Origin of the sequence: Pseudomonas sp. ACM7, assembly GCF_004136015.1 — a bacterium.
Taxonomy (GTDB): Bacteria; Pseudomonadota; Gammaproteobacteria; order Pseudomonadales; family Pseudomonadaceae; genus Aquipseudomonas; species Aquipseudomonas frigoris.
This window is the reverse complement of the sequence record NZ_CP024866.1, coordinates 929116-954122: the sequence shown is the minus strand read 5'-3', so window position 1 is coordinate 954122 and position 25007 is coordinate 929116. Positions and strand designations below refer to the sequence as shown.

General features: G+C 59.2%; 23 protein-coding genes, 4 tRNA genes and 1 pseudogene. 20 read left to right on the top strand and 8 right to left on the bottom strand.

All coding sequences use genetic code 11. From position 1 onward, the window contains the following. Window positions 1-114 precede the first annotated feature (114 nt). The 3 genes and pseudogenes from CUN63_RS04605 to CUN63_RS32640 all read left to right on the top strand — a co-directional run bounded on the left by CUN63_RS04605 (window position 115) and on the right by CUN63_RS32640 (window position 3579). Window positions 115-1506, top strand: coding sequence for a PLP-dependent aminotransferase family protein (locus tag CUN63_RS04605; RefSeq protein ID WP_129437506.1), 1392 nt, complete (start codon window positions 115-117; stop codon window positions 1504-1506). Between the two features lie 108 nt (window positions 1507-1614). Further along, a pseudogene (locus CUN63_RS32645) lies at window positions 1615-2718 on the top strand (HAMP domain-containing protein); the annotation flags it as partial. Beyond that, entirely contained in the window at window positions 2698-3579 is an 882-nt protein-coding gene (locus tag CUN63_RS32640) for a methyl-accepting chemotaxis protein (protein ID WP_371317146.1), read from the top strand. The pseudogene CUN63_RS32645 and the gene CUN63_RS32640, both read left to right, overlap by 21 nt. 151 nt (window positions 3580-3730) lie before the next feature. Here the strand turns inward: CUN63_RS32640 and CUN63_RS04595 are convergent, their stop codons facing one another. After that, on the bottom strand, window positions 3731-4489 hold the full coding sequence (locus CUN63_RS04595) for a hypothetical protein (protein WP_178082656.1): 759 nt from the start codon (window positions 4487-4489) through the stop codon (window positions 3731-3733). A 393-nt stretch (window positions 4490-4882) separates the two neighbouring features. Between CUN63_RS04595 and CUN63_RS04590 the strand changes: the two genes are divergently transcribed. From CUN63_RS04590 to CUN63_RS04575, 4 genes are all read left to right on the top strand, one after another. Continuing rightward, a tRNA-Glu gene (locus CUN63_RS04590) sits at window positions 4883-4958 on the top strand. A gap of 3 nt (window positions 4959-4961) precedes the next feature. After that, a tRNA-Gly gene (locus CUN63_RS04585) sits at window positions 4962-5037 on the top strand. A 105-nt stretch (window positions 5038-5142) separates the two neighbouring features. Continuing rightward, window positions 5143-5218 (top strand) — tRNA-Glu (locus CUN63_RS04580). Between the two features lie 3 nt (window positions 5219-5221). Then, window positions 5222-5297 (top strand) — tRNA-Gly (locus tag CUN63_RS04575). Between the two features lie 308 nt (window positions 5298-5605). Here the strand turns inward: CUN63_RS04575 and CUN63_RS04570 are convergent. The 4 genes from CUN63_RS04570 to CUN63_RS04555 all read right to left on the bottom strand — a co-directional run bounded on the left by CUN63_RS04570 (window position 5606) and on the right by CUN63_RS04555 (window position 9669). Further along, window positions 5606-7345 (bottom strand): dipeptidase, encoded by a 1740-nt coding sequence (locus tag CUN63_RS04570; protein ID WP_129437500.1) that lies wholly within the window; start codon window positions 7343-7345, stop codon window positions 5606-5608. Between the two features lie 197 nt (window positions 7346-7542). Further along, window positions 7543-8178 carry a LysE family translocator gene (locus CUN63_RS04565; RefSeq protein ID WP_129437498.1) on the bottom strand — a complete coding sequence of 212 codons (636 nt, stop codon included), beginning with the start codon at window positions 8176-8178 and terminating at the stop codon, window positions 7543-7545. Window position 8179: 1 nt separating this feature from the next. Next, window positions 8180-8950, bottom strand: coding sequence for a 2OG-Fe(II) oxygenase (locus tag CUN63_RS04560; RefSeq protein WP_056742718.1), 771 nt, complete (start codon window positions 8948-8950; stop codon window positions 8180-8182). Between the two features lie 92 nt (window positions 8951-9042). Then, on the bottom strand, window positions 9043-9669 hold the full coding sequence (locus tag CUN63_RS04555; protein ID WP_129437496.1) for an alanyl-tRNA editing protein: 627 nt from the start codon (window positions 9667-9669) through the stop codon (window positions 9043-9045). Between the two features lie 91 nt (window positions 9670-9760). Here CUN63_RS04555 and CUN63_RS04550 point away from each other — a divergent pair, with 91 nt between their 5' ends. Then, a complete protein-coding gene (locus CUN63_RS04550) occupies window positions 9761-10759 on the top strand; it encodes a LysR family transcriptional regulator (RefSeq protein ID WP_129437494.1) in 999 nt (332 codons plus the stop codon). Window positions 10760-10926: 167 nt separating this feature from the next. Here CUN63_RS04550 and CUN63_RS04545 read toward each other — a convergent pair whose 3' ends face one another. Together CUN63_RS04545 and CUN63_RS04540 are read right to left on the bottom strand one after the other, a co-directional pair. Next, a complete protein-coding gene (locus CUN63_RS04545) occupies window positions 10927-11334 on the bottom strand; it encodes a PA2817 family protein (protein ID WP_008152400.1) in 408 nt (135 codons plus the stop codon). An 86-nt stretch (window positions 11335-11420) separates the two neighbouring features. After that, window positions 11421-13868, bottom strand: a complete 2448-nt coding sequence (locus CUN63_RS04540) for an acyl-CoA dehydrogenase (protein WP_129437492.1) — start codon at window positions 13866-13868, stop codon at window positions 11421-11423. 249 nt (window positions 13869-14117) lie between these two features. Here CUN63_RS04540 and CUN63_RS04535 point away from each other — a divergent pair, with 249 nt between their 5' ends. The 4 genes from CUN63_RS04535 (at window position 14118) to CUN63_RS04520 (ending at window position 17286) form a co-directional block, all read left to right on the top strand. Then, the gene (locus CUN63_RS04535; protein WP_129437490.1) at window positions 14118-14777 is read left to right on the top strand and encodes a transglutaminase family protein; all 660 of its coding nucleotides are present in this window, start codon (window positions 14118-14120) and stop codon (window positions 14775-14777) included. Between the two features lie 43 nt (window positions 14778-14820). Continuing rightward, window positions 14821-15444 (top strand): glutathione S-transferase family protein, encoded by a 624-nt coding sequence (locus CUN63_RS04530; RefSeq protein WP_129437488.1) that lies wholly within the window; start codon window positions 14821-14823, stop codon window positions 15442-15444. A gap of 133 nt (window positions 15445-15577) precedes the next feature. Next, window positions 15578-16510, top strand: a complete 933-nt coding sequence (locus CUN63_RS04525; protein WP_129437486.1) for an ABC transporter ATP-binding protein — start codon at window positions 15578-15580, stop codon at window positions 16508-16510. Next, complete coding sequence (locus CUN63_RS04520) at window positions 16507-17286, top strand: ABC transporter permease (RefSeq protein WP_129437484.1); 780 nt, start codon at window positions 16507-16509, stop codon at window positions 17284-17286. Before CUN63_RS04525 ends, CUN63_RS04520 begins: the two co-directional genes overlap by 4 nt. Window positions 17287-17453: 167 nt before the next feature. On the opposite strand, the gene CUN63_RS04515 is transcribed toward CUN63_RS04520, so the two are convergent. Next, window positions 17454-17972: a DUF2062 domain-containing protein gene (locus CUN63_RS04515; protein WP_129437482.1), complete on the bottom strand. Its 519-nt coding sequence runs from the start codon at window positions 17970-17972 to the stop codon at window positions 17454-17456. Window positions 17973-18107: 135 nt separating this feature from the next. Between CUN63_RS04515 and CUN63_RS04510 the strand changes: the two genes are divergently transcribed. The 8 genes from CUN63_RS04510 (at window position 18108) to murB (ending at window position 24952) form a co-directional block, all read left to right on the top strand. Continuing rightward, a complete protein-coding gene (locus tag CUN63_RS04510) occupies window positions 18108-20330 on the top strand; it encodes a DNA internalization-related competence protein ComEC/Rec2 (RefSeq protein WP_129437480.1) in 2223 nt (740 codons plus the stop codon). Between the two features lie 98 nt (window positions 20331-20428). Beyond that, a complete protein-coding gene (locus CUN63_RS04505) occupies window positions 20429-21064 on the top strand; it encodes a MotA/TolQ/ExbB proton channel family protein (RefSeq protein WP_046049059.1) in 636 nt (211 codons plus the stop codon). Next, window positions 21061-21492 carry a biopolymer transporter ExbD gene (locus CUN63_RS04500; protein ID WP_046049060.1) on the top strand — a complete coding sequence of 144 codons (432 nt, stop codon included), beginning with the start codon at window positions 21061-21063 and terminating at the stop codon, window positions 21490-21492. Before CUN63_RS04505 ends, CUN63_RS04500 begins: the two co-directional genes overlap by 4 nt. Next, the gene (lpxK, locus tag CUN63_RS04495) at window positions 21492-22502 is read left to right on the top strand and encodes a tetraacyldisaccharide 4'-kinase (RefSeq protein ID WP_129437476.1); all 1011 of its coding nucleotides are present in this window, start codon (window positions 21492-21494) and stop codon (window positions 22500-22502) included. The genes CUN63_RS04500 and lpxK overlap by 1 nt, the downstream gene beginning before the upstream one ends. A gap of 23 nt (window positions 22503-22525) precedes the next feature. Further along, a complete protein-coding gene (locus CUN63_RS04490) occupies window positions 22526-22711 on the top strand; it encodes a Trm112 family protein (RefSeq protein WP_007945752.1) in 186 nt (61 codons plus the stop codon). After that, the gene (kdsB, locus tag CUN63_RS04485) at window positions 22708-23472 is read left to right on the top strand and encodes a 3-deoxy-manno-octulosonate cytidylyltransferase (protein WP_129437474.1); all 765 of its coding nucleotides are present in this window, start codon (window positions 22708-22710) and stop codon (window positions 23470-23472) included. The genes CUN63_RS04490 and kdsB overlap by 4 nt, the downstream gene beginning before the upstream one ends. Continuing rightward, on the top strand, window positions 23472-23936 hold the full coding sequence (locus tag CUN63_RS04480; protein WP_129437472.1) for a low molecular weight protein-tyrosine-phosphatase: 465 nt from the start codon (window positions 23472-23474) through the stop codon (window positions 23934-23936). Before kdsB ends, CUN63_RS04480 begins: the two co-directional genes overlap by 1 nt. Next, window positions 23933-24952, top strand: coding sequence for a UDP-N-acetylmuramate dehydrogenase (gene murB, locus CUN63_RS04475; protein ID WP_129437470.1), 1020 nt, complete (start codon window positions 23933-23935; stop codon window positions 24950-24952). The genes CUN63_RS04480 and murB overlap by 4 nt, the downstream gene beginning before the upstream one ends. Window positions 24953-25007 lie beyond the last annotated feature (55 nt).

Here is a 25007-nt window from a genome sequence, read left to right as displayed (position 1 = left end):
GACAATGTGTTTCAAATGGTTAGAACCGATGGTTTTAGCGGCGTTGTCGCACAGCTGATTGACCGCTCCTGTGATTAACTGTTTCCCGCAAAACGGACAGGAGTTTGCTTGCTCATGGAGTTGAGAATCGATCGACAGGCATTGGTGCCGGTCGTACAGCAAATCGTCGACGCGCTAGCCTGCTGGCTTTGCCGTGGCGAGGTGCCACCGGGGACGCGTTTGCCTTCCGTGCGGCAAATCGCCCGGATCAATTTGCTCAGTCAGTCCAGCGTCGTTGAGGCCTGTGAGCGTCTGGTGGCTCAAGGGGTGCTGGCGTCGCATCATGGCGCCGGTTTCATTGTCGCCATGCCAGCGCTGGCCGCTCAGGGGCAACAGGATTGCCCCTGGTTCGAGGGGGCAGAAAAGAAGCAGTGCGGCACTTCGGGCGAACTCAAACTGGGGTGTGGCGGACTGCCCGAGAGCTGGCGCGAAACTGACGACCTGAGCTACGCGATCCGCCAGGTCTGCCGCACCGACATGGCCGGTCTGTTCAACTACAGCACGCCGCTGGGCCTGCCAGCCTTGCGCCAGCAGATCCACAAGCGCCTGAAACAGCTCGATATCCTGGTGGAGGAAAGTCGGATCCTGACAACGGCGGGGGCCAGTCAGGGGCTGGACCTGATCGTGCGGACCTTGTTCAAGCCGGGTGATTGCGTGGTGGTGGAGAATCCCGGTTATTCCTTGCTGTTCGACCTGCTCAGGCTGCACGGTGTCAGCATGATCGAGGTGCCGCGAACCCCGCGCGGGCCGGACATTGAAGCGCTTGAGGCGCTGCTGGTTAAGTACAGACCTTGCGGGATCTTCATCAATAGCTTCTATCACAATCCCACTGGCAGCAGCCTGGCGCCGGCGGTGGCGCAGCGTGTTCTGCAACTGGCCAAAACCTATGGCCTTCTGGTAATCGAGGATGACGTCTATGCGGATTTGCACAGCGGCCCCGGTACGCGCCTCGCTGCGTTGGGTGTCGATGACAACGTGATCTACGTCGGCAGCTACTCCAAAACCCTCAGCAGTTCGTTGCGGGTCGGTTTTGTAGTGGCCGGCGCCGGGGTTATTTCGCAGCTGGCCGAGGTCAAAATGATCAGCAGCATGGGCGCTTCACGGTTTTGCGAGTCGGTGCTGGCAAGCCTTTTAGCCAGCGGTGCCTACCGCAAATTGGTCCAGCGCCAGCGCCAGCGTTTGAGCAATGACAGGGAGGCTGCGTTGCAAGTGCTTGAAGACGCCGAATGGGAGGTTTTCGGTAAGCCGGTTGGAGGCCTGTTCATCTGGGCGCGATCGCGGATGTCCGACTACGCTCAGGTGCGCAAACAAGCCCAGCGCTTCGGTGTCCTGTTGTCTTCTGCGACGGCATTCAGTCCCACCGCAGAGGCCAGTGACTGGCAGCGTATCAATGTGGCCTATGCCTGTGATCCGCGAGCCCGGGCGTTTTTTCAGGCCACCGCTCTGGATCGACCTCAAGCGTTCTGAAAACGACGTAAGCGTAGCTTTTTGCCATTATTCCGACGCCAGAGACTTGTGTTGATACAGGCCCGTTGCGAATCTGCGTTAACAGACTATGTCAGGGGACTAAGTGCAATGATTTCGGCCGTGCAAGGACGTTTTGCCAACCTCGGTATGGCGAAAAAACTGGGTGTCGGGTTTGTACTGGTGCTGCTGTTGACAGCCTTGGTGGCGGCCATCGGCGTATGGTCCTTGCAAACCATCAGCCAGCGCTTCGACGGGCTCAAGCAGATGTCGTCGCTCAACAGCGGTTTGCTCAAGGTGAGACTGCTCGAGCAGGAATACGCCTTGCACGGCAACCCGAAAACCGCCGATGCCCTGCACGAGGGCGTTGACGGCCTGATCGCCCTGGCAACCCAACTGAAAACGGCGTCTGCGGCCAACGTGCCGGTGATGAATGACGTCGAGCAGTCCTTGGGGGCTTACCGCAAGGCCTTTGACGAGTTCGTTTCGCTCAGCCAGGCCAAGGACCTGGCGCTGGAGATGGCCAGTTGGTCAGTGTCCAGCGTGGCCAATAATCTTGACGTGTTGCAGGCCGGGCTGGCCGATGACGGCGCTTATGCCTTGAAGGAATCCGAAGGCAAGGACGGGGGGCAGTTTATCGAGCAGGCCAATCAGGTCAGCCAGGTGTCACGGTTGATGTTGCAAGCCATGAACGAAGCACGTGTGCGCCTGGACCTGAGCCGCAAGGGCGACGACAGCGCAGGGCAGGGCAAGATCGAGCAGGCCGACCAGGCACTGACCCAGGCCGAGCAACTGAAAACCACGGTCAAGGATGAGGGTTACCAGACGGTCCTCAATGAAGTGGTCGGGCACATTGGCGGATTCAGCGAAAAACTGGCCGAGTACACGGGCCTGCTGGCGCAGGAAAAGACTGTCTATGAGCAGCTGCATCAGCGCGCCGCTCAGGTGGTGGAGCGGGTGGATCAGGCCTATGTCGCCGAAGACCAGTCGATGCAGGCAGAGCTGAAAAAGAACTCGCTGCTGATCATCGGTTCCTCGGCGCTGGCGCTGCTGGTCGGGCTGATTGCGGCCTGGGTGATTACCCGGTTGATCGTGGCACCGCTGCGCAGTGTGATCCGTGTTGCTCAACAGATTGCCTCTGGCGATTTGAGTGCGGCGGTTGAAGTGACCCGTCGTGATGAGATCGGGCAGCTGATGCAGGCCATGCAGCAGATGGGCGCAGGGCTTAGCAGTATTGTCAGCGGTTTGCAGGCGGGTATCGAACAGTTGGCCAGTTCAGCGCAGTCACTGTCGGCGGTGACCGAGCAGACCAATCTTGAAGTCAGCAGCCAGAAGGAAGAAACCGAACAGGTCGCTACCGCGATGAATCAGATGACCGCCACCGTGCACGACGTTGCGCGTAACGCGGAGGAAGCCGCTCAGGCGGCGCAGACGGCGGACGGCAAGGTTGAAAGTGGTCAGCAGGTGGTGCGCCAGAGCATGGCGCGGATCGAGCAGTTGGCGGATTCAGCCACCTCGGCCAGTTCGAGCATCGAAAGTTTGAGTGCGGAAATCCAGAACATCGGCACAGTGCTGAGCGTCATCAAGAGTGTGGCTGAACAGACCAATCTGTTGGCCCTCAACGCCGCGATCGAGGCGGCTCGAGCCGGCGAGCAGGGCAGGGGCTTTGCGGTAGTCGCCGATGAAGTGCGGGCCCTGGCCAAGCGTACTCAACAATCGACCGAGGAGATTGAACGACTGGTGAGCGCCTTGCGTTCGGCGGCTCAGTCTTCTGTTCAGCAAATTCAGAACAGTGGCGAGCTGGTGAAGCTGGCGGTGAGTGATGCGTTGCAGACTGAGAGTGCGCTGGGGAGTATTGCAGCAGCAGTGTCTTTGATTCAGCAGATGAACCAGCAGATTGCAGCGGCTGCCGAGGAGCAGAGTTCGGTGGCTGAGGAGATTAATCGCAGTGTCACGAGTATTCGGGCCAGTGCGGATCAGTCTTCGTTGGCGATGCAGGGGAATGCGGCTTCCAGTATTGAGTTGGCGCAGTTGGGGGTTGAGTTGAAGGGGATGGTGGGGCACTTTCGGCTTTGAGGCGTACACCTATCAACTGTGGGAGCCGGGCTTGTCGGGTCGCCGCATCGCCGCGATGGCGGCCAGACAGTCGACCTATCCTTCCTGGGTGTACACGCCAAACTCAGCGCAAAAAAGCCACCTGCTTAGGTGGCTTTTCTACTTTCTTTGATCAGTCGTAGATCACTTTTTTCTTCCAGTCCGCATCGGCCTCGACGTCTTTTAGGCCTTCGGTCAGCTGGTTCACTTCGCCTTCTACCGGGGCGATGTTGTCCATGACTTGTGCGTTGGCGCGAGCCAGGAGTTTTTCCAGGTATTCCAGTTGTTCGGCGTAGACCTGCGGTTCCTGTTGTTTGCGCAGGTATTGCACGCCCCGTTCGAATGCCAGGCGGGCCTGGCCGGGCTGGTTCTGTTGCAGGGCGTGCTGGCCGAGGTTGTTGAAGAACTCGATGTGCAGCAGGACCAGGATGTGGCGAACTTCGCGGATCCAGCGTTTGGCTTCGTTGGTTGGCAGGAAGCCGTCCTGTGCGGCGCGGGTGATTTGGCCGTGCAGGGCTTCGAGCAGGAAACGTACGTCCTTGGCTTTGGCTTCGGTCTGGATCGGTGCCGGCGGGTTGTTGACCGGGATCGATTCGCCCTGGCCAACCAGGGCGTTCAGTTCGCCAATCCGTGCCTTGAGGTTGGAGCTGGTTTTTTCCAGATGGAGCAGGCGTTGGCAGACGTTCAGTTCCAGGCGGGTCAACAGCAGCTTGAGTGCCGGTGTCATCAATTGGCCGGGAAAGGTCTCGGTGATTTCGCCGCAACGACGCAGACGATCGTTGAGCTCAACTTTGGCGCGGGCCTTTTCCAGCTTATTGTTTTCCACCACATGGTTCATGTAGCCAATGGCGATCAATAGTGCGATCCCGGCTACGACTAGCAGGGTGATCATGAGTGGTGTCACCGGTAAGACCTCTTTATGGGGTTCGCGAGCGAGTGTAGTGGCTTGGCATTGGGACGCATAGCGCCACTCAGCGAGTTGAATCGGCTACTTCACTGCCTGTATCGGCCGCGTTCCTGCTTATATAAGTAATAGCGTGCGAGGTGCACATTGCCATCATCTTTGGCGTGGGTGGACTATAACGTCTTGGCGGGTGTCAGAATATAGGCGTCAAACCCCGGGCGACGGAAAAGCCTGATTAGTGTCTGAAAGCGGGGCGAAGTCATTGATTTAAATAAATTTATATCTGGGGGTTGACGACCCCTCAATCCATCCATAGAATGCGCGCCACTTACAGCGTAAAGCACACAGCGAAACGCGGTAGGGAGTGAATGTTGTACGTGTGTCCCCTTCGTCTAGTGGCCTAGGACACCGCCCTTTCACGGCGGTAACAGGGGTTCGAGTCCCCTAGGGGACGCCATATGCGGGAATAGCTCAGTTGGTAGAGCACGACCTTGCCAAGGTCGGGGTCGCGAGTTCGAGTCTCGTTTCCCGCTCCAATTTTAAACAGCGTTGCTTTCGGGCAGGGCTGAGTGAAACCAGAACCAGCATCTTCGGATGCGGATTTGGGCACTGAAATACACACCATGTGTTTCAGTTAGCGTGTCCCCTTCGTCTAGTGGCCTAGGACACCGCCCTTTCACGGCGGTAACAGGGGTTCGAGTCCCCTAGGGGACGCCATTTGCGGGAATAGCTCAGTTGGTAGAGCACGACCTTGCCAAGGTCGGGGTCGCGAGTTCGAGTCTCGTTTCCCGCTCCATATTTAACGAAAACGCCGCTCAGCAATGAGCGGCGTTTTTGTTTGTGCATTTTTATGGCGCAACAAAAAAGAACCTTAGTTTGGTCAGTTAGGCGACAACGCACTTTGTAGCAGCAGGCGTAGCCTGCGTCCGGTTGCGTAGCAGTCGTAAATCCTGTACGCACGGATTTCCTGAAACACCGCACCGTCTGATTTCACGACTGCTGCGCAGACGCCTCGGCTTGGGCGAGTCCATCCAATTACAGATTGTGTCGTTCTCTGGGGCCTTTTTTGTTTGGACCCGTCAGCATGGCGGGTCCGGCAAGCGATCAGAGTTTCGGCAACTGCCCGATGCGCCCCATCATCTCGGTCACGATCTGCAGATCCAACAGGAACTGGTCGACGGTCTTGAACTCGTTGTCAGTGTGGCCGGTGTACTTGACCTCGGACCTGGCTAGGCCGAATTGCACGCCATTGGGCAGTTCATGGACCGAGGTGGCGCCGGCGGAAGTACCGAACTTGTGCTCCATGCCAAGGTTTTCGCTGGCTACAGCCTGCAGGGCCTTGACCCATTCACCCTCAGGATTGCGGTACATCGGCTCGGCGATCGAGTAGTCGATGGCTACCGCGACGTGGGTCTTCTTGCTCCAGGCATCAAGCTTGTCGGCGATTTCGGTCTTGAGCGTTTCCGGCGACTTACCCTTTGGCACGCGCAGGTTTACCGCGAGCTTGAAGACTTTTTCATCCATTGCGACATAAGTCAGGGAAGCGGTCAGCGGTCCCATGAAGGCATCGGAAAAGCCGACCGCCAATTTGCCACCCAGGTAATCCAGCCCCCAGTTGTCGGCCGCATAGCGGGCGGCGTCGGTAATGTGGTTGTGCTTGAGCGCAACTTTTCCGTCGAGGCTGTTGATGAAGTCCAGCATCCTGGCTACCGGGTTGACGCCTGACTCGGGCTCGGAGGAGTGGGCCGAAACGCCGGTGACCGTCAGCTTGACGTCCTTGCCGACGACCTTGGCGGTTACTTCGAAATTGCCGCCGTTGCGCTTGGCATAATCGCTACCTGCCTTCTGCAGGCTGGCGGCCAATTCAGCAGGCTTGTCACTTAAAAGGGTGGCGACCGATGTCGACGGAATCTGGTTGGTGGCCATGCCGCCCGTCATCGAGATGATTTCAGCGCCCTTGCCCTCTGCTTTGCGCTTGGCGAAGTTCGCCATGACGGTGCCGTAGCCTTTCTCGGCAATCACCACCGGGTAGCTGCCATCCAGCGCTAGGTTGTAGTTGGGTGTCGGGTTGTTTTCGAAGTAATAGGGGATGGCGTCGCCGGTGGTTTCTTCGGTGGTGTCGACCAGCAGCTTGAGATTCCTGGCCAGCGGCAGCTTCTCTTCCTTGATGATCTTCATGGCGTAGAGCGCTACCACGATGCCGTTCTTGTCATCCTCGGTACCCCGGCCATACATGCGGTCGCCGATCAGGGTGATTTTGAACGGATCGAGTCGGGTGCCGTCTTTCAGGACCCAGTTCTCCGGCGTCACGGGCACCACGTCGGCATGCGCGTGAATGCCCACGACTTCATCGCCACTGCCTTCCAGGGATATCTCATAGACGCGGTTGTCGATGTTGCGAAAATTCAGGTTGAAGGTCTGGGCAAGGCTCTTGATCTTGTCGGCGATCTTGATGAATTCGGGATTGTCGTGCTGGTCAACGCCATCCACACGGAAGGTCGGGATGGCCACCAACTCGCGCAGGGTCTCGGTGGCGGCGCTGCCGTACTTCACGCGAGCATAGAGGCCGAGCAGGCGATGGATCTCGTTCTGCTGTTCTGAAGAAAGGGTCTTGTTGTCGAGAAAGGCACTGATGGCCGGGCCGAGGTCGTCGGTTTTGCCAAGGTCGCTTTCGGCCAGGCCTCCCAGGAACTGCCTGAAATCCGTTACCGATTCGTCGCTGAAGGTCTTGAGGATGGCCGCGCTCTGTTGCGGGGTGATGTTAGCGTGCGCGGTCAGGGTGAACGACGAAAGGCTGGCCAGTATCAGGGTTGACGCGGCCAGGTGCTTGAGTGAGAAATTCATTGCTGAGGGCATTCCTTTGCAGGCAGTTTGTGAGAAGTTTCTGATCGATGAGACAGAAACGTTACCAAGCTAACACCACGAGAGAGCGATAGGGGAGTCCCCGAAGTGGGATCTGTCGCACAGAAATGCAAAAGCGGCGCAGAAACGAAAAAGGCCCGCCAGTCAGACTGAGCAGGCCTTTTGCATGGGCGCAGGTTTTACATCGACAGAATCAGGCGCCCGGCGAACAGGATCAGAATCACCCCCATGGTGCGTTCGAACCAGTGCCCCATGCGCATAAACAGCAGCCGTACCCGGGCGCTGGAAAAGAACAGCGCGACGATCACAAACCACAGCGCATTCACAAAACACATCCAGATTCCGTAAAGCGCCTGGATCTTCAGTGGCGTTGTGGCGCTGATGATGGTGGTGAAGATCGCCAGGAAAAACAGTGTGGCTTTCGGGTTGGTCGCGTTGGTCAGGAATCCGGTGGTAAATGCCTTCAGCAATGTTTGTTCTACGGCCGGTTCGTCAGGTTTGTCGCCTTCCAGTACGGTCTTGGGCTTGCTGCGAAGCAGGCTGACGCCGAGGTACAAAATGTAAGCGCCACCCACAACCTTGGCCACCGTCAGCAGCCAAGGCGTCGTGTGCATCAGCGCGCCGACGCCGAGCAGGGTGTAAAGCACATGCACGGAAATACCCGCACCGATGCCCAGCGCCGTGCAAATCCCGACCAGTCGACCGAAGCGCACACTCTGACGGATGGTCACTGCGAAGTCCGGTCCAGGTGCAACCACGGCCAGAAAGTGGATAGTTGCCAGCGCCAGAAACTCGCCCAGGTAATTCGAAAGCATCTCAACTCCAGAAAGTAAGGGGTGATGCATTGCCGCGATAGCCGACAAAGAACGAAAGGCTCAAGCGCGGATCAGCCACACCCGGTGTCACCGAGTGCATGCAGCGCGAATTGAACATGATGAAATCACCGGGCTCGGGAAGAATCTCCAGGGTCGGAGTCCCGAGCAGAGCCGGATCGATTCCGTAACTGTCGCCACGCATTTCGTCGAACTGGTCCGGAGAGATGTCGTGGTCCCACATCTGCAGTGCACCGCCCTCGGCGGGCATGTTCAGGTAAACATTGCAGGCGAACTGCGCTTCCAGGCTTTTGGCCTGGTAACTGTCCGGGGCGTCCTTGGCGAAAATGTCGTGGTGGGCCAGAAAACAGATCCCGGGTTTCACCACCCGGGACAGCCCGACATACATCTTGCGACCGTAGAGATTTTCCAGGTGCGCACCCGCCGGCCAGGACTCGTCGAGCATGCAGCGCAGGGTGTCGACGGGGGACGAATAGGGCGCACACCGGTTGCGCAATTCCGCAATGTTGCGGGTGGCGCGTTCGAAATAATCTTCGATCAGCAGCGGCTGGTTTTCCGCTTCATAAAACGCCATGCCGATGCGACCGATGCTCGGCGCATTGATATAGCCTTCGAAGCCAGGGGCGAGGATCTTGTCGCCAATCTGAATCGCCAGTGGCTTGGGCAACAAGCCTTTGACGCGGATGGCGAGGACTTCTTCGTTGGCTAGTTTTTTTATGCACGTCTCATCGAGACGCTCGACGTCAAGCATCATGTCTTAGGTCCATCTATCAGATAGTCAACAGAACCCGCGACCGCAGGTTCCCCCGGCGTCAGGCAATGACAGGAACGGCATCGCCCAAATGCTCAATCCACGCTGTAGTGGACTGACAGCGTTCCCTTCTTCAGTGAAAGGGAAGCGATCGTGACCGTGCCCAAATCCTTCAGGCTACGTACATGGGTGCCGCCGCAGCCGTAGGCGGGCAGTTCACCGAAACCGATTTCCCGGGCACCTTCACGCATCGACGTCAGGCGCGGCAAATCATGGGCGATCCACTGCTCGATACCGTGCTGAATCATCTCGGCATCAACCTCTTTTGCCGACTCTGCCGGCTTGAATTGCACGCGTCCTTCGCCCGGCCAGTGATGAGCCTTGATCGGCATCCACCCTAGCGCCTGAACAAAGTGGCCGATCAGGTGGCCGGCGGAATGCATGCGTGAATTGAACTGGCGGCGTTGTTCGTCGACCCGAATCTGAGTCATGCCCGGTTTTACCGGATGGTCGACGAAATGAATGATCCGGTCCGGATCCTGAACCACGCGCAGCACCCGGCTTTCGCCGATCCAGCCGGTGTCAAAGGGCTGGCCACCGCCTTGGGGATGAAACAACGTGGCGCGCAGCACCACGGCAAATTCGTTCTCGTGGGGCGTGCAATCCAGGACTTCCACATTGGCCTTGAGGTCATCACTATGGAAAAAGAGGCGAAGCGTCATATTCCATGCCCTTATTAACAATTCTATTTTTTATTATATGAAGCGTGGAATTGCGTGATAATCCGTTCAAACATCAAAGGACTGTTGCGCTGTGAGCATAAATCTTCCACTACCGCTGCTCGGTGAAATGGCGATCTTCGTCAAGGTTGTCGAGACTGGCAGCTTCTCCGAGGCTGCTCGACAGTTGGGTTCTTCCCCCTCGGCGGTCAGTCGCAGCATTTCGCGCCTGGAGAAGGCGCTCGCCACCCGTTTACTGCAGCGAACCACGCGCAAGTTGCGCTTGAGCGACGGTGGGGAAGAGGTGTTCAAGCGTTGCCAGGAGATGGTCAGCGCAGCCAAGTCGGTAATGGAAATCAGCGGCCAATTCACCCATGAAGCGGAAGGACTGGTGCGCGTCAGTGTGCCGAAGGCGGTGGGGCGTTTCGTGATTCATCCGCATATGCCGGAATTTTTGCGTCGTTATCCCAAAGTGGATGTGGAACTGTTGCTTGAGGACCGCCAGGTGGATTTGATCGACGACAACGTTGATCTGGCGATTCGTATTACAGATCGGCCGCCTGCCGGACTGGTCGGGCGGCAATTGCTGACCATCGATCATTTGCTCTGTGCAACGCCGCAATACCTGGCCGAACACGGCACGCCGACCCATCCCCACGACTTGCTCAACCACAGCTGCATCTACCTGGGCGAAACCCCGAGCGATGCACGCTGGAAATTCAAGAAAGGCACCAAGGCTGTCACCGTTGGCGTGCGCGGACGGTATGCGGCCAATCACACCGGCGTGCGGTTGGGCGCAGTGTTGCAGCACATCGGGATTGGCAGCCTGCCGTACTTCACCGCACGTTATGCGCTGGAGCAGGGGCTGATCGTGCAGGTGTTGCCGGACTGGACCTTTCTGGCTTCTTACCACGGCGGCGCCTGGTTGCTGCATTCGCCGACCCGTTATTTGCCACCGAAGCTACGGGTGCTTATCGACTATCTGGTGGAGTGCCTGGAGAAGGAGCCGACCCTGAGCAAGCCGGGTAAGCCTAATGCATTGGGCAGGGGCGCGGCAGAGTATGAGTTGCCCGAGAGTGATGGGTTGCTTTGACGGGCTTTTTCGCGAGCAAGCCCGCTCCCACACTTGATCGGCGGCGTACACAAACCAAATGTGGGAGCGGGCTTGCTCGCGAAGGCGTCCGCCCAAACACCCCATCACCCGGCAAAAAAAAGGCCCGCATGTTCAACCATGCGGGCCTTTGCATTTCTGACCGAGGATCAGTGCTTGCTGTCGTCTTTCGACATCGCCAGCAGCTGTTTTTCCTGGTTCCAGTCGAAAGGTTCGTCGTTTTGTTCAGCTTCGAAACGACGTTCTTCCAGCGCCTGGTACAAGTCGATTTCATCGTCGGGCATGTAATGCAGACAGTCACCGGCGAAGTACCACAGCAGGTCGCGTGGTACCAGGTGGGCGATTTGCGGGTAGCGGGTGATCACCTGGCACAGAATGTCCTGGCCCAGGTATTGGCTTTCGATCGGGTCGACCGGCAGCAACGCACGCAGTTCGTCGAAGCGCTCCAGGAACAAGGCATGGCTTTCTTCGGGAACCTGTTCGGCCTCACCTACGGCGACCAGGATGCTGCGCAGGTGGTCGAGCAAGACAAGATGATCGGCAACGACATTGGACACGAGATAAGTCCTCAAGAGCAAAACGGGCGCGGGAGTATAAAGCGCCTGCGCCTTTTTTGCATGGTAGAGAGACATGGCTGGCTGGATCAGCGGACCTTTCCTTGCGCCAGCGCCAGTTCCTCTTTGTCGAAATCATCGACATCAATCACCTTGCGCCGCGCCGCTTCGGCGTCCCGCAGGGTCTGCGCTTCCACGGGCTGCAACACGCCAGCCTCAAGCGCTGCATCGATGACGTGTTCCCCGGCGACCGGTTTGACCTGACCGCTTTTGAGCGCGATATGAAGCTTTTTGCGCAGCGGTTGCGCGGCACTCAGCAGGTTACACGCATGTTGCAGGGCGCCGACCGGGTCATCAGTGGATTGCGGCCGGTAGCAACCGCCGAGCAACTCTTCCAGGGTCGGATCGCCCTTGGCGCGACCGATCACCGCCGCCACTTCGGCGCCGAGTTTGTCCGACGGCCCTTTATGACGACGACCGAACGGGAACACGATCACCCGCAACAGGCAACCCAACACCTTGTTCGGGAAGTTGGTCAGCAGTTCATCCAGCGCTCGTTCCGACTGCCCCAGGCTTTCTTCCATGGCCCAGGTAAACAGCGGCGCCATGTGCTCCGGTGAATCGAGGTCGTGGTAACGCTTGAGTGCGGCGGAGGCGAGGTACATGTTGCTGAGCACATCCCCAAGACGCGCCGATAGACGTTCGCGTCGTTTCAATTCGCCGCCCAGCAGCATCATGCTCAGGTCGGCGAGCATGGCGAACGCAGCAGCCTGGCGATTGAGGGCGCGGAAGTAACCCTGGCTGAGCTTGTCGCCTGGCGCGTGTTCGAAGTGACCGAAGCCAAGGTTCAGCACCAGCGTGCTGGCGGCGTTACTCACGGCGAAACCGATGTGCTTGAGCAGCAGGCCATCAAATTCGGTGAGGGCCTGGTCCTTGTCTTCACGACCGGCGAGGGCCATTTCCTTAAGCACGAATGGATGGCAGCGAATCGCACCCTGACCGAAGATCATCAGGTTGCGCGAGAGAATGTTCGCGCCTTCCACGGTGATGAAAATCGGCACGCCGTTCCAGCTGCGGCCAAGGTAATTGTTCGGCCCCATGATGATTGCCTTGCCGCCATGAACATCCATGGCGTGGCTGATGCACTCGCGGCCGCGTTCAGTGAGGTGGTACTTGAGTATCGCCGACAGCACCGACGGTTTCTCGCCCAAATCCACCGCATTGGCCGTGAGCATCCGCGCCGCGTCCATCATCCAGGCGTTGCCGCCGATACGGGCCATCGCTTCCTGAATACCTTCGAAGGCTGACAGTGGGACATTGAATTGTTCACGGACCTGAGCGTACTGGCCGGTCACCAGACTGGTGAACTTGGCGGCACCGGTGCCGACCGCTGGCAACGAAATCGAACGCCCGACCGACAGGCAGTTCATCAACATCATCCAGCCTTTGCCGATCATTTCCTGGCCACCGATGAGGAACTCCAACGGCACGAAGACATCTTTGCCGGAGTTCGGGCCGTTCATGAATGACGCGCCCAACGGCAAGTGGCGACGGCCGATTTCAACACCGGCGGTATCGGTCGGGATCAACGCCAGGCTGATCCCCAGGTCTTCCTCCTCACCCAGCAGGTGATCCGGGTCGTAGGCCTTGAACGCGAGGCCGAGCAGGGTGGCGACCGGTCCCAGCGTGATGTAACGCTTCTCCCAGTTCAGACGCAGGCCCAAGGTTTCCTTGCCTTCCCATTCACCTTTGCAGATCACCCCGGTGTCGGGCATGGAGCCGGCATCGGAGCCGGCCAGGGGGCCGGTCAGTGCGAAGCACGGGATGTCATCGCCGTGCGCCAGTCGTGGCAGGTAGTGGTTGCGTTGCTCGTCGGTGCCGTAATGCAGCAGCAGTTCGGCCGGGCCGAGGGAATTGGGGACCATCACGGTAGAAGCAAGGTCGCCGCTGCGGGTCGCCAGTTTCATCGCCACCTGGGAGTGGGCGTAGGCGGAGAAACCTTTGCCGCCAAACTCCTTGGGAATGATCAGGGCGAAGAAGCCGTTTTCCTTGATGTAGGCCCAGGCTTCGGGAGGCAGGTCCATGGTTTGACCGATCTGCCAGTCGCTGACCATGGCGCAGAGTTCTTCGGTCGGGCCGTCGATAAAGGCCTGTTCCTCTTCGCTCAGCTGTGCTTTTGGATAGGACAGCAGTTTTTTCCAGTCCGGGCGACCGCTGAACAGTTCGCCGTCCCACCACACCGTGCCGGCATCGATTGCATCGCGCTCGGTTTGCGACATCGGCGGCAGGGTTTTCTGGAACCAGCTAAACAGCGGCGCGCTGAAAAATTTGCGGCGCAGGTCGGGCAGCAACAAGGGCGCTGCGACAACCGCGATCAACACCCACAGAACCAGCAGCAACCAGCCTGGAGCGCGGCTGAAAGCACCCATCGCCACCACGTAAACGGCAACGACGCACAGGGCGGGCAGCGGGGCGATACGACGGTGGGCTAAATAAGCAATCCCGACAACCAGAACCAGTATCCACAACAGCAGCATATTTAATCCTCCGTGAAACCAGGGCAAAACCAACTTTCAGAGCTTAGACGGCATCCGTAAAACAGGGTGGTCAGAGCGATGTGATTGAATTCGTGGGAAACCATGGATGAGTTTTGTAGGCACGGTGGGCAACCGGCCTCGGAAATCGTTCGTTGGGCGGGCGGCAAAGCGTCCATGTTTGGCCGAAACGTCGTTATCTCTGTGCTGAACGTGTCGCTAGACTCGTGGCTTCCCCAGGAGATTATTCTCATGCACGAGTATCTGAGTCCCGGCCGCTTCATCGATAGTGACCACCCGTCGGTGGTGGAGTTCGCCGAAAAACATCGCGGCAGCCGTCGCGATCCTCTAGAGCAGGCGATCAATCTCTATTACGCCGTGCGCGAAGCCGTGCGTTACAACCCTTACACCTTCAGTCGCGACCCGGGCACCTTGTGCGGCAGTTATGCGTTGGCGGTGGGGGAGAGTTATTGCGTACCCAAAGCCACGCTGCTGGCAGGTGCAGCCCGGCATTGCGGGATTCCCGCGCGGGTCGGTCTGGCGGATGTGCGCAATCATTTGTCGACGCCGCGGTTGCTCGAGTTGCTCAAGAGCGATGTGTTCGCCATGCACGGTTATACGGAGCTGTATCTGAACGGCCGCTGGGTCAAAGCCACGCCAGCGTTCAACCAAGGCTTGTGCGAACTGTTTAATGTCGCACCACTGGAATTCGACGGAATCAACGACAGCGTTTTCCATCCGTTCAATCGCGACGGCGAGCAATTGATGGAATACCTGATCGACCACGGCCAGTTCACCGACGTGCCTGAAGCGTTCTTTTTCGAGCACCTGGAGAAGTGCTATCCGCATCTGTTCAGCGGCACATTGCCCGTGCTGCTGGGTGACATGCAGAGCGATTTGAGTCGCGCCTGATCCGGCGTATGCTGCCTGCGCATTCATCCATAAAGAGGCGGTCATGCTGAAGATCTGGGGTCGGAAAAACTCGTCGAATGTCAGAAAACCTTTGTGGGCCGCCGAGGAGCTGGGCCTGGCTTATGAAGCCATCGATGCGGGCGGCGCCTTTGGTGTAGTCGATACGCCGCAGTACCGCGCGATGAACCCCAATGGTCGCGTGCCGGTGATTGAAGACGAGGGTTTCGTGCTGTGGGAATCCAACGCCATCGTGCGTTACTTGATGGCTCGCCACGCCAACGGCACCGCCTGGTATCCAGAAGATCTGCAGGCGAGGGCTTCTGCCGACAAGTGGATGGACTGGACCACTTCAAGTTTTGCCGGGCCGTTCCGCACGGTGTTCTGGGGCGTATTGCGCACCCCGGAAGACAAGCAGGACTGGCCGGCCATCAACGCGGCGATCAAGGAGTGCGATGGCCTGCTGTCCATGGCTGATCAGGCGCTGGCGACCCAACCGTACCTGTCCGGCGATGAGATCGGCATGGGCGACATTCCTCTGGGCAGCTTCATTTATGCCTGGTTCGAGATGCCGATCGAGCGCGCACCGCAGCCTCATCTGCAAGCCTGGTATGCACGCCTGAAACAGCGTCCGGCGTATCAGAAAGCGGTTATGACCGCGTTGACTTAATACTCACTATCGACACACTTGACTGTACTTGTGTGGCGGCGACAAGCACCATTGCGCTCGTGCGCCGCGGTTGTATTAGTCGCCGCCCGCCCTTATTTGTCCCTTTCTTCCCTTCTTGGTGCGTAAATCCGATATGAGTTCCGCTCTGTCCATCCGGCAGCTAACCAAAACCTACGGCAACGGTTTCCAGGCCTTGAGTGGTATCGATCTGGACGTCGCCGAAGGTGACTTTTTCGCCTTGCTCGGCCCTAACGGCGCCGGCAAATCCACCACCATCGGCATCCTCTCGACCCTGGTGAACAAGACCAGCGGGACGGTGAATATCTTCGGTCACGACCTGGACAAGAATCCTGCGCAGCTCAAGCGCTCCATCGGCGTAGTGCCTCAGGAATTCAACTTCAACCAGTTCGAAAAAACCTTCGATATCGTCGTGACCCAGGCCGGTTATTACGGCATCCCACCGAAAATCGCCAAGGAACGCGCCGAGCAGTACCTGACCCAGCTCGGTCTGTGGGACAAGCGCGATACGCCGTCGCGTTCACTGTCTGGCGGCATGAAGCGTCGACTGATGATCGCCCGTGCGCTGGTTCACGAACCGCGCCTGCTGATCCTCGACGAACCGACGGCGGGTGTGGACATCGAACTGCGTCGCTCGATGTGGACGTTCCTCACCGAGCTGAACAAGAAAGGCATCACCATCATCCTCACCACCCACTACCTGGAAGAGGCTGAGCAGTTGTGCCGCAACATCGGCATCATCGACCACGGCACCATCGTCGAGAACACCAGCATGAAACAGTTGCTCGGCCAACTGCATGTGGAAACGTTCCTGCTCGACCTCAAAAACACTTTGCAAACCGCGCCGCCGTTGCTCGGTTACCCGACCAAGCTGCTCGACAGCCACACCATCGAAGTTCAGGTCGACAAGGCCATGGGCATCACCGCGCTGTTCACCCAATTGGCGCAGCAGAACATCGAAGTGTTGAGCCTGCGTAACAAAACCAATCGCCTCGAGGAGTTGTTCGTGTCCCTGGTGGAGAAAAATCTGTCGAAGGTGGCGGTATGAGTTCCGAGCTGCAACCCAACCTCGTTGCCCTCAACACCATCGTTTACCGAGAGGTCAAACGCTTTACCCGGATCTGGCCGCAGACGCTGCTGCCGCCGGCCATCACCATGGTTCTGTACTTCGTGATCTTCGGCAATCTGATCGGCCGGCAGATCGGTGACATGGGTGGTTTCACCTATATGGAGTACATCGTGCCGGGGCTGATCATGATGTCGGTGATCACCAACTCCTACGGCAATGTGGTCTCGAGTTTCTTCGGCAGCAAGTTCCAGCGTTCCATCGAAGAATTGATGGTGTCGCCCGTGTCGCCGCATACGATTCTGATCGGCTACACCCTGGGCGGCGTGCTGCGTGGCTTGATGGTCGGGGTCATCGTGACCCTGCTGTCGCTGTTCTTTACCCAATTGCAGGTGCATCACCTGGGCGTGACCATTCTGGTGGTGGTACTGACGGCGACGATCTTCTCGCTGCTGGGCTTCATCAACGCCGTGTTTGCGCGCAACTTCGATGACATCTCGATAATCCCGACGTTTGTGCTGACACCGCTGACCTACCTGGGCGGGGTGTTCTACTCGATCTCCTTGCTGCCACCGTTCTGGCAGACCGTGTCCCTGGCCAACCCGGTGCTGCACATGGTCAACGCGTTCCGTTACGGCATTCTTGGCGTTTCGGACATCAGGATCAGCGTGGCGATCACCTTCATGCTGGTGGCAACTGTTGTGTTGTACATCGGTTGCGCACGACTGCTGGTCAGCGGTCGCGGGATGCGTACTTAAGGGACCCCGAGTCGCCTGCTTCGTCGGAACGCCGCCCGGAGCAAGCCCGCTCCCACACTGGATCTATGTCGTAACGAAGATCCCCTGTGGGAGCGGGCTTGCTCGCGAAGGCGTCAGTCCAAACACCGCAAAAACAAACGGCCTCCCAAGTGGAGGCCGTTTTGCGTTCACTGCATCCGTCTTTTCTGGCGTCGCCGCCACTGCCGCCCGACCCACCAGCGCCAATACATCATGGTCAGGCAATAGGCGAGTGCGCCGAGCACCAGTCCCGTCACCACCGAGCCGAGTAAAAACGGCTGCCAAAGAGTCGAGAGTTCGCCGCTGATCCATTCCCAGGTCAATTCGTCCGGTAAATGGCGGGTGGGAACGTCCATCAGCCAGGCACCGGTCTGGTAAGTGCAGAAGAACACCGCCGGCATGGTGATCGGGTTGGTCAGCCAGACCAGGCTGACCGCAATCGGCATGTTGCCGCGCACCATGATGGCGAGAATGGCGGCGACCAGCATCTGCAACGGAATCGGCAGGAACGCCGCGAACAGACCAACCGCCATGGCTCGTGCGACGGAATGGCGGTTGAGGTGCCAGAGGTTCGGGTCATGCAGCAGGGTGCCGAGAAAGCGTAAGGATTTGTGTTCCTTGATGCTGGTCGGGTCTGGCATGTAACGTTTGAATAAGCGCCGGGGCATAAGGCTTCTCGGTCGGTTAAGGCGGCAAGTATGTCTGGATTCTATGCACCGCCCATTCAGACTTTGTGACAATTAATAACGATGCCCGTGCGATTAGCCGGCTATGCCTAGGAGGGGACTCTCAAGGACGGGCGTATGCGCACAGGGATGATGGCGCTGGCGTTGGGTCTGTTGATCCTGCGTTTTTTACCGGTATTACCGCCGGTCTGGTTATGGATGTTGCTGCCGGTAATCGGTTTGATGTTGCTGCCGTTTCGCAGCTATCCACTGGCATTTTTCCTGTTCGGCTTCAGTTGGGCAGGCGCGAATGCACAGTGGGCGCTGGATGATCGGCTGCCGATGAGCCTTGATGGCGAAACCCGTTGGGTCGAAGGTCGGGTGACGGGATTGCCCCAGAACAATGAGGCCGTCGTGCGTTTCGAGTTGGCGGACGCCCGGTCGCGACACGGCAAGGTGCCGCAACGGATACGCCTGGCCTGGTATGACGGGCCGCCGGTCAACAGCGGCGAACATTGGCGACTGGCGGTCAAGTTGAAGCGTCCTGCGGGGCTGCTTAATCCCCATGCCTTCGATTACGACGCCTGGCTGTTGGCGCAACGTATCGGCGCTACCGGGACGGTCAAGGATGGCCAGCGACTCAAGGAAGCCCAATGGGCCTGGCGCGACGGCATCCGTCAGCGCTTGCAGGCCGTGGATGCCCAAGGGCGAACGGGAGCGCTGACTGCGTTGGTGCTGGGGGACGGCGCCGGACTGAGTCGCGAAGACTGGCAGGTGCTGCAAGACACCGGCACCGTCCATCTGTTGGTGATTTCCGGACAACACATCGGGTTGTTGGCAGGGCTGGTGTATCTGTTGATCGCCGGGCTGGCCCGTTATGGCCTGTGGCCGAAACGCTTGCCTTGGCTGCCGTGGGCCTGTGGACTCGCGTTCGCGGCCGCTCTCGGTTATGGGCTGCTGGCCGGTTTCGAGGTGCCGGTGCGGCGGGCCTGCATGATGATCGGTCTGGTGCTGTTGTGGCGCCTGCGATTTCGTCACCTCGGCGCCTGGTGGCCGCTGTTGCTGGCGCTCGACGGTGTTTTGCTGCTGGATCCGCTGGCGAGTCTGCAACCGGGTTTTTGGCTGTCGTTCGCGGCGGTGGCGGTGTTGATCTTCACCTTCGGTGGTCGGCTGGGCCCATGGCGTTGGTGGCAAACGTGGACCCGCGCCCAATGGCTGATCGCGATTGGTCTGTGCCCGTTGCTGCTGGTGCTCGGGTTGCCGATCAGTCTCAGCGGGCCGGTGGCCAATTTGCTCGCGGTGCCGTGGATCAGTCTGGTGGTGCTGCCTCCGGCACTGCTGGGTACGTTGCTTTTACCCCTTCCTTACGTGGGCGAAGGGTTGCTGTGGTTGGCAGGAGGTTTGATCGACCTCTTGTTCAAGGGCCTGACGCTGATGGCCGGGTACTTGCCCGCGTGGGTGCCGGTGGCCATCCCGTTGTGGATATGGGCACTCGGCACACTCGGTGCCTTTCTACTATTGATACCTCGAGGTGTGCCGTTTCGCTCGTTGGGTTGGCCGATGCTGCTGTTGCTGGTTTTTCCACCCAGGCAGGTCTTGCCTGAAGGCATCGCCGAAGTCTGGCAGCTGGATGTCGGCCAGGGTTTGGCAATCCTGGTGCGCACCCGTCATCACGCACTGTTATATGACACCGGGCCACGTTTCGGCGATTTCGACCTGGGTGAGCGGGTGGTGCTGCCGACATTACGCAAACTGGGCGTGAATGGACTCGATTTGATGCTGATCAGCCATGCCGACGCCGATCATGCGGGCGGCGCCCGGGCCGTTGCCAATGGCCTGCCGGTGAAACGGGTGGTCAGTGGCGATCCCCTGGCGCTGCCGGCCGAGTTGCAGGCAGAAGGCTGCGAGAGTGGCAAGCAATGGATCTGGGATGATGTGAGGTTCCAGCTCTGGCAATGGTCTTCGGCCAGCGACAGCAATCAAAAATCCTGCGTCCTGCAGATAGAAGCCAACGGTGAGCGTCTGTTATTGACCGGTGATATAGATGCCGCAGCCGAGCGGGCGCTGCTCGACAGTCCACTGGCCGTCACCACCGATTGGTTGCAGGCGCCGCACCACGGCAGTCGCAGTTCGTCATCGATGGCGTTGCTTGCCGCGTTGCAGCCCCAAGCGGTGTTGATCTCCCGCGGTCAGGGCAATTCATTCGGTCATCCCCATCCCACGATCATGGCGCGCTATCGAAAGCGCGGCATATCGATCCATGACAGCGCCGAGCAGGGTGCCATCCGTCTGCAACTGGGACGCTTCAAGCCGCCATGGACGATGCGTCAAGAACGGCGTTTCTGGCGCTCTGCGCAATGACTCCGAGTGATTAACGCTCGACCGGATGCGACATCGCGGTTTTCGGTGCGCCGACCCCCTATGTTAGAGTGGCGCACTTTTTCGAGGGGACTATCACTGTGTGGGAATTGGTCAAATCCGGCGGATGGATGATGATACCGATCATTCTGAGTTCCATCGCAGCCATGGCGATCGTCGCCGAACGTCTCTGGACCCTGCGAGCCAGCCGTGTGACCCCGGAGCATTTGCTCGGGCAGGTCTGGGTCTGGATCAAGGACAAACAACTCAATAAAGACAAACTCAAGGAACTGCGCGCCAACTCGCCGTTGGGCGAGATCCTGGCTGCCGGTCTGGCCAACTCCAGGCATGGTCGCGAGATCATGAAGGAGTGCATTGAAGAAGCCGCCGCGCGAGTGATTCACGAGCTCGAACGCTACATCAACGCGTTAGGCACCATCGCCGCCATGGCCCCGTTGCTGGGGCTGTTGGGGACGGTATTGGGCATGATCGATATCTTCAGCGCCTTCATGGGCTCGGGCATGACCACCAATGCCGCCGTGTTGGCTGGTGGTATCTCCAAGGCGCTGATAACCACGGCCGCAGGCTTGATGGTCGGTATCCCGTCGGTATTCTTCCACCGTTTCCTGCAACGCCGGATCGATGAACTGGTGGTGGGCATGGAGCAGGAAGCGATCAAACTGGTCGAAGTGGTACAGGGCGATCGTGATGTTGACCTGAATGGGGGCAAAGCGTGAAATTCCGCCGCAAGCAACGGGAGAATGTGGATATCAACCTCGCGTCGCTGATCGACGTAGTGTTCATCCTGCTGCTGTTTTTCGTTGTCACCACCACGTTTACCCGTGAAACCCAATTGCGCGTCGATCTGCCGGAAGCGGTCAGCGGTTCGCCTGCCGAAGACCAGCAGGTCAAGCATCTGGACGTTGCCATCAGCGCCGAGGGCGTATTCTCGGTTAACAACCAATTGTTGTCGAAAAACGATCTGGCCACCCTGATGGACGCGCTGCAGAAAGAATCCAGTGGCGACACCAACCTGCCGCTGTCCATCAGCGCTGATGGCAAGACTCAGCATCAGTCGGTCATTACCGCTATGGACGCCGCCGGTAAACTCGGTTTCAGTCACCTGCGCATGACCACTGTCGAGGCGGCGCCGCCCGCGCCCTGATGGCCATGTCCGATCGCTTGCTCGCCGCGTGGTACCAAGGTCATCCGGCCCTGAAGCTGTTGCAGCCGCTGGAGTGGCTGTATCGGCGCGTGGTCAATAACAAGCGCAAGCGTTTTCTGGCGGGTGAGGGCGAGATCTATCAGCCCCCCGTGCCGTTGATCGTGGTCGGTAACATCACCGTCGGCGGCACCGGCAAGACGCCGCTGATTCTCTGGATGATCCAGCACTGCCAGCGCAGCGGTTTACGGGTCGGCGTGGTCAGCCGGGGTTACGGCGCCAAACCGCCGCAACTGCCTTGGCGGGTTGAGGCGGATCAAAGCGCCGATATCGCAGGCGACGAACCGCTGTTGATCGTCCAGCGCACCGGCGTCCCGTTGATGATCGACCCCGACCGCAGCCGCGCCGTCAAAGCGCTGCTGGAGAGTGAGCCACTGGACCTGATCCTGTCCGACGACGGCATGCAGCATTACCGTCTGGCCCGTGACCTTGAACTGGTGCTGATCGACGCCGCCCGCGGCCTGGGCAACCAGCGTTGCCTGCCCGCCGGGCCGTTGCGCGAACCGGCCGAGCGTCTGCAAAGCGTCGACGCGGTGCTGTACAACGGTGCCGATGCCGATCGCGCCGACGGTTTTGCCTTCCAGCTTCGACCCACCGAATTGATCAATCTGCAAAGCGGCGAGCGGCGTCCCCTCGACCACTTTCCCGCTGGCCAGACGCTGCATGCCGTGGCCGGGATCGGCAATCCGCAGCGTTTCTTCACAACTCTCGAAACGCTACACTGGCGGCCAGTCCCGCATGCGTTTGCCGACCACGCCGAATACAGCGTGCAGGCCTTGAATTTCACACCGTCATTACCGTTGGTGATGACCGAAAAGGACGCGGTGAAGTGCCGTGCCTTCGCCGCCGCCGATTGGTGGTACCTGGCGGTCGATGCTGCGCCATCGCCGGCCTTCGTGGCCTGGTTCGATACGCAGCTGATGCGCCTGTTGCCGGCTCGTCTTTTGCCTTAAATCCATTTATCCAGGGAATGCTCATGGACACCAAATTGCTCGATATCCTCGCTTGCCCGGTCTGCAAAGGCCCGCTCAAGCTCAGCGCCGACAAAACCGAGCTGATCAGCAAGGGCGCAGGCCTGGCTTACCCGATTCGCGACGGCATCCCGGTGATGCTCGAAACCGAAGCCCGCACCCTGACCACCGACGAGCGTCTGGATAAATGACCACAGCCTTTACCGTTGTCATTCCATCGCGCTACGCCTCCACCCGCTTGCCGGGCAAACCGCTGCTGCTGATCGCCGGCAAGCCGATGATCCAGCACGTCTGGGAACAGGCGAGCAAAAGCAGCGCCCAGCGCGTGGTGGTGGCCACTGACGATGCGCGCATCGTCGAGGCCTGCAACGGGTTTGGCGCTGAAGTGGTGCTGACCCGCGAAGATCACAATTCGGGCACCGACCGTTTGGCCGAAGTTGCCGCGAAGCTGGGCCTGGGGCCCGACGCCATTGTGGTCAACGTTCAGGGTGACGAACCGTTGATCCCGCCGAGCGTGATTGATCAGGTTGCCGCCAATCTGGCCGCCCACACTGAAGCGCGCATGGCGACATTGGCTGAGCCGATCGAAGACGTGGAAACCCTGTTCAATCCCAACGTGGTCAAGGTTGTCAGCGACCTTAATGGCCTGGCGCTGACCTTCAGTCGTGCCACGTTGCCGTGGGCCCGGGACGCGTTCGCCAAAAGCCGCGAGCAATTGCCGGAAGGCGTGCCGTATCGTCGGCACATTGGCATTTATGCCTACCGCGCCGGTTTCCTGCATGACTTCGTCAGCTGGGGCCCATGCTGGCTGGAAAATACCGAATCCCTGGAACAACTGCGTGCCCTGTGGCACGGCGTGCGGATTCACGTCGCGGACGCGCTGATCGCACCGCCGACCGGCGTCGATACCGTTGAAGACCTTGAGCGCGTTCGTCGCCTGCTGGAGGCCTGATGCGGGTTTTGTTTGTCTGCCTGGGCAACATCTGCCGATCGCCCACGGCTGAAGGCGTGTTGCGACACAAACTGCGAGAAGCGGGGCTGGCCGATCTAATCGAAGTCGCCTCCGCCGGTACCGGTGACTGGCACGTCGGCAAGGCCCCGGACAAGCGCAGTCAGGCGGCGGCCAAGCTGCGCGGTTATGACCTGTCCGCTCAGCGCGCCCAGCAAGTGTCTCGCGCCGATTTCGCCACTTACGATCTGATTCTGGCGATGGACCACAGCAACCTGCGCAATCTCAAGGCCTTGCAACCGGCCAGGGGCAAGGCCGAGCTGGACCTGTTCCTGCGTCGCTACCAGTCGGAAATCGATGAAGTGCCGGATCCGTATTACGACGGCGACCAAGGCTTTGAGCAAGTGCTGGACCTGATCGAGCGCGCCAGTGATTTGCTGGTGATCGAATTGAAGGGACGGTTATGAGTTTGCAGGTGCGCGCCCAGGTTTCGCTCAAGCCGTTCAACACCTTTGGCGTCGATGTTCAGGCCCGGCTGTTTGCCGAGGCCCACAGCGATGCCGACGTGCGTGAAGCCCTGGCCTATGCGGTGGAACATGACGTGCCGCTGCTGGTGATTGGCGGTGGCAGCAATTTGCTGCTGACGGCCGATATCCAGTCGCTGGTGCTGCGCATGGCCACGCGCGGGATTCGCATCCTGAGCGATGATGGCAGCAAGGTTGTGATCGAAGCCGAGGCCGGCGAGCCTTGGCATCCGTTCGTGCAGCACACCCTGGCGCAGGGTTTGTCGGGGCTGGAGAACCTCAGCCTGATCCCCGGCACCGTCGGCGCGGCACCGATGCAGAACATCGGCGCCTATGGTGTAGAGATCAAAGACGTGTTCGCCGGCCTGACGGCGCTGGATCGCCAGACCGGCAACCTGCGGGACTTCACCCTGGAAGAATGCAACTTCGCCTACCGCGACAGCCTGTTCAAACAGGAACCGGGGCGTTGGTTGATCCTGCGGGTACGTTTCATCCTGGACCGCGCCGCGCACCTGCATCTGGAGTACGGCCCGGTGCGTCAGCGCCTGACCGAGCAAGGCATCGATCGCCCGACCGCCACCGATGTCAGCCAGGCGATTTGCAGTATCCGCAACGAAAAGCTTCCAGACCCGGCAGTGCTGGGCAATGCCGGCAGCTTCTTCAAGAATCCTTTGGTGCCAGCGGCGCTCGTCGCGCAACTCAAAGGTGAATACCCGGATCTGGTGGCCTACGCGCAACCCGACGGGCAGATGAAACTGGCGGCGGGCTGGCTGATCGAGCGAGCCGGCTGGAAAGGTTTCCGTGATGCCGACGCTGGCGTGCATAAATTGCAGGCGTTGGTGCTGGTCAACTATGGCAACGCGACCGGTCTGCAATTGCTGAACCTGGCGCAACGTATCCAGGAAGACATTTCAGAACGTTTTCATGTCGACCTGGAAATGGAGCCAAATCGGTATTGAGGCTACGCTTTCAATACTGATTTCAAAGCCCTGCACACGTTTAACTGTGGAGGGC

What these genes read in the sequence shown, in the direction of transcription:
- CUN63_RS04605 (WP_129437506.1), top strand. Translation starts at nt 115, where the DNA reads ATGGAGTTGAGAATCGATCGACAGGCATTGGTGCCGGTCGTACAGCAA.
- CUN63_RS32640 (WP_371317146.1), top strand. Translation starts at nt 2,698, where the DNA reads ATGCAGGCCATGCAGCAGATGGGCGCAGGGCTTAGCAGTATTGTCAGC.
- CUN63_RS04595 (WP_178082656.1), bottom strand. Translation starts at nt 4,489, where the DNA reads ATGATCACCCTGCTAGTCGTAGCCGGGATCGCACTATTGATCGCCATT.
- CUN63_RS04570 (WP_129437500.1), bottom strand. Translation starts at nt 7,345, where the DNA reads ATGAATTTCTCACTCAAGCACCTGGCCGCGTCAACCCTGATACTGGCC.
- CUN63_RS04565 (WP_129437498.1), bottom strand. Translation starts at nt 8,178, where the DNA reads ATGCTTTCGAATTACCTGGGCGAGTTTCTGGCGCTGGCAACTATCCAC.
- CUN63_RS04560 (WP_056742718.1), bottom strand. Translation starts at nt 8,950, where the DNA reads ATGATGCTTGACGTCGAGCGTCTCGATGAGACGTGCATAAAAAAACTA.
- CUN63_RS04555 (WP_129437496.1), bottom strand. Translation starts at nt 9,669, where the DNA reads ATGACGCTTCGCCTCTTTTTCCATAGTGATGACCTCAAGGCCAATGTG.
- CUN63_RS04540 (WP_129437492.1), bottom strand. Translation starts at nt 13,868, where the DNA reads ATGCTGCTGTTGTGGATACTGGTTCTGGTTGTCGGGATTGCTTATTTA.
- CUN63_RS04535 (WP_129437490.1), top strand. Translation starts at nt 14,118, where the DNA reads ATGCACGAGTATCTGAGTCCCGGCCGCTTCATCGATAGTGACCACCCG.
- CUN63_RS04530 (WP_129437488.1), top strand. Translation starts at nt 14,821, where the DNA reads ATGCTGAAGATCTGGGGTCGGAAAAACTCGTCGAATGTCAGAAAACCT.
- CUN63_RS04525 (WP_129437486.1), top strand. Translation starts at nt 15,578, where the DNA reads ATGAGTTCCGCTCTGTCCATCCGGCAGCTAACCAAAACCTACGGCAAC.
- CUN63_RS04520 (WP_129437484.1), top strand. Translation starts at nt 16,507, where the DNA reads ATGAGTTCCGAGCTGCAACCCAACCTCGTTGCCCTCAACACCATCGTT.
- CUN63_RS04515 (WP_129437482.1), bottom strand. Translation starts at nt 17,972, where the DNA reads ATGCCCCGGCGCTTATTCAAACGTTACATGCCAGACCCGACCAGCATC.
- CUN63_RS04510 (WP_129437480.1), top strand. Translation starts at nt 18,108, where the DNA reads ATGCGCACAGGGATGATGGCGCTGGCGTTGGGTCTGTTGATCCTGCGT.
- lpxK (WP_129437476.1), top strand. Translation starts at nt 21,492, where the DNA reads ATGGCCATGTCCGATCGCTTGCTCGCCGCGTGGTACCAAGGTCATCCG.
- CUN63_RS04490 (WP_007945752.1), top strand. Translation starts at nt 22,526, where the DNA reads ATGGACACCAAATTGCTCGATATCCTCGCTTGCCCGGTCTGCAAAGGC.
- kdsB (WP_129437474.1), top strand. Translation starts at nt 22,708, where the DNA reads ATGACCACAGCCTTTACCGTTGTCATTCCATCGCGCTACGCCTCCACC.
- CUN63_RS04480 (WP_129437472.1), top strand. Translation starts at nt 23,472, where the DNA reads ATGCGGGTTTTGTTTGTCTGCCTGGGCAACATCTGCCGATCGCCCACG.
- murB (WP_129437470.1), top strand. Translation starts at nt 23,933, where the DNA reads ATGAGTTTGCAGGTGCGCGCCCAGGTTTCGCTCAAGCCGTTCAACACC.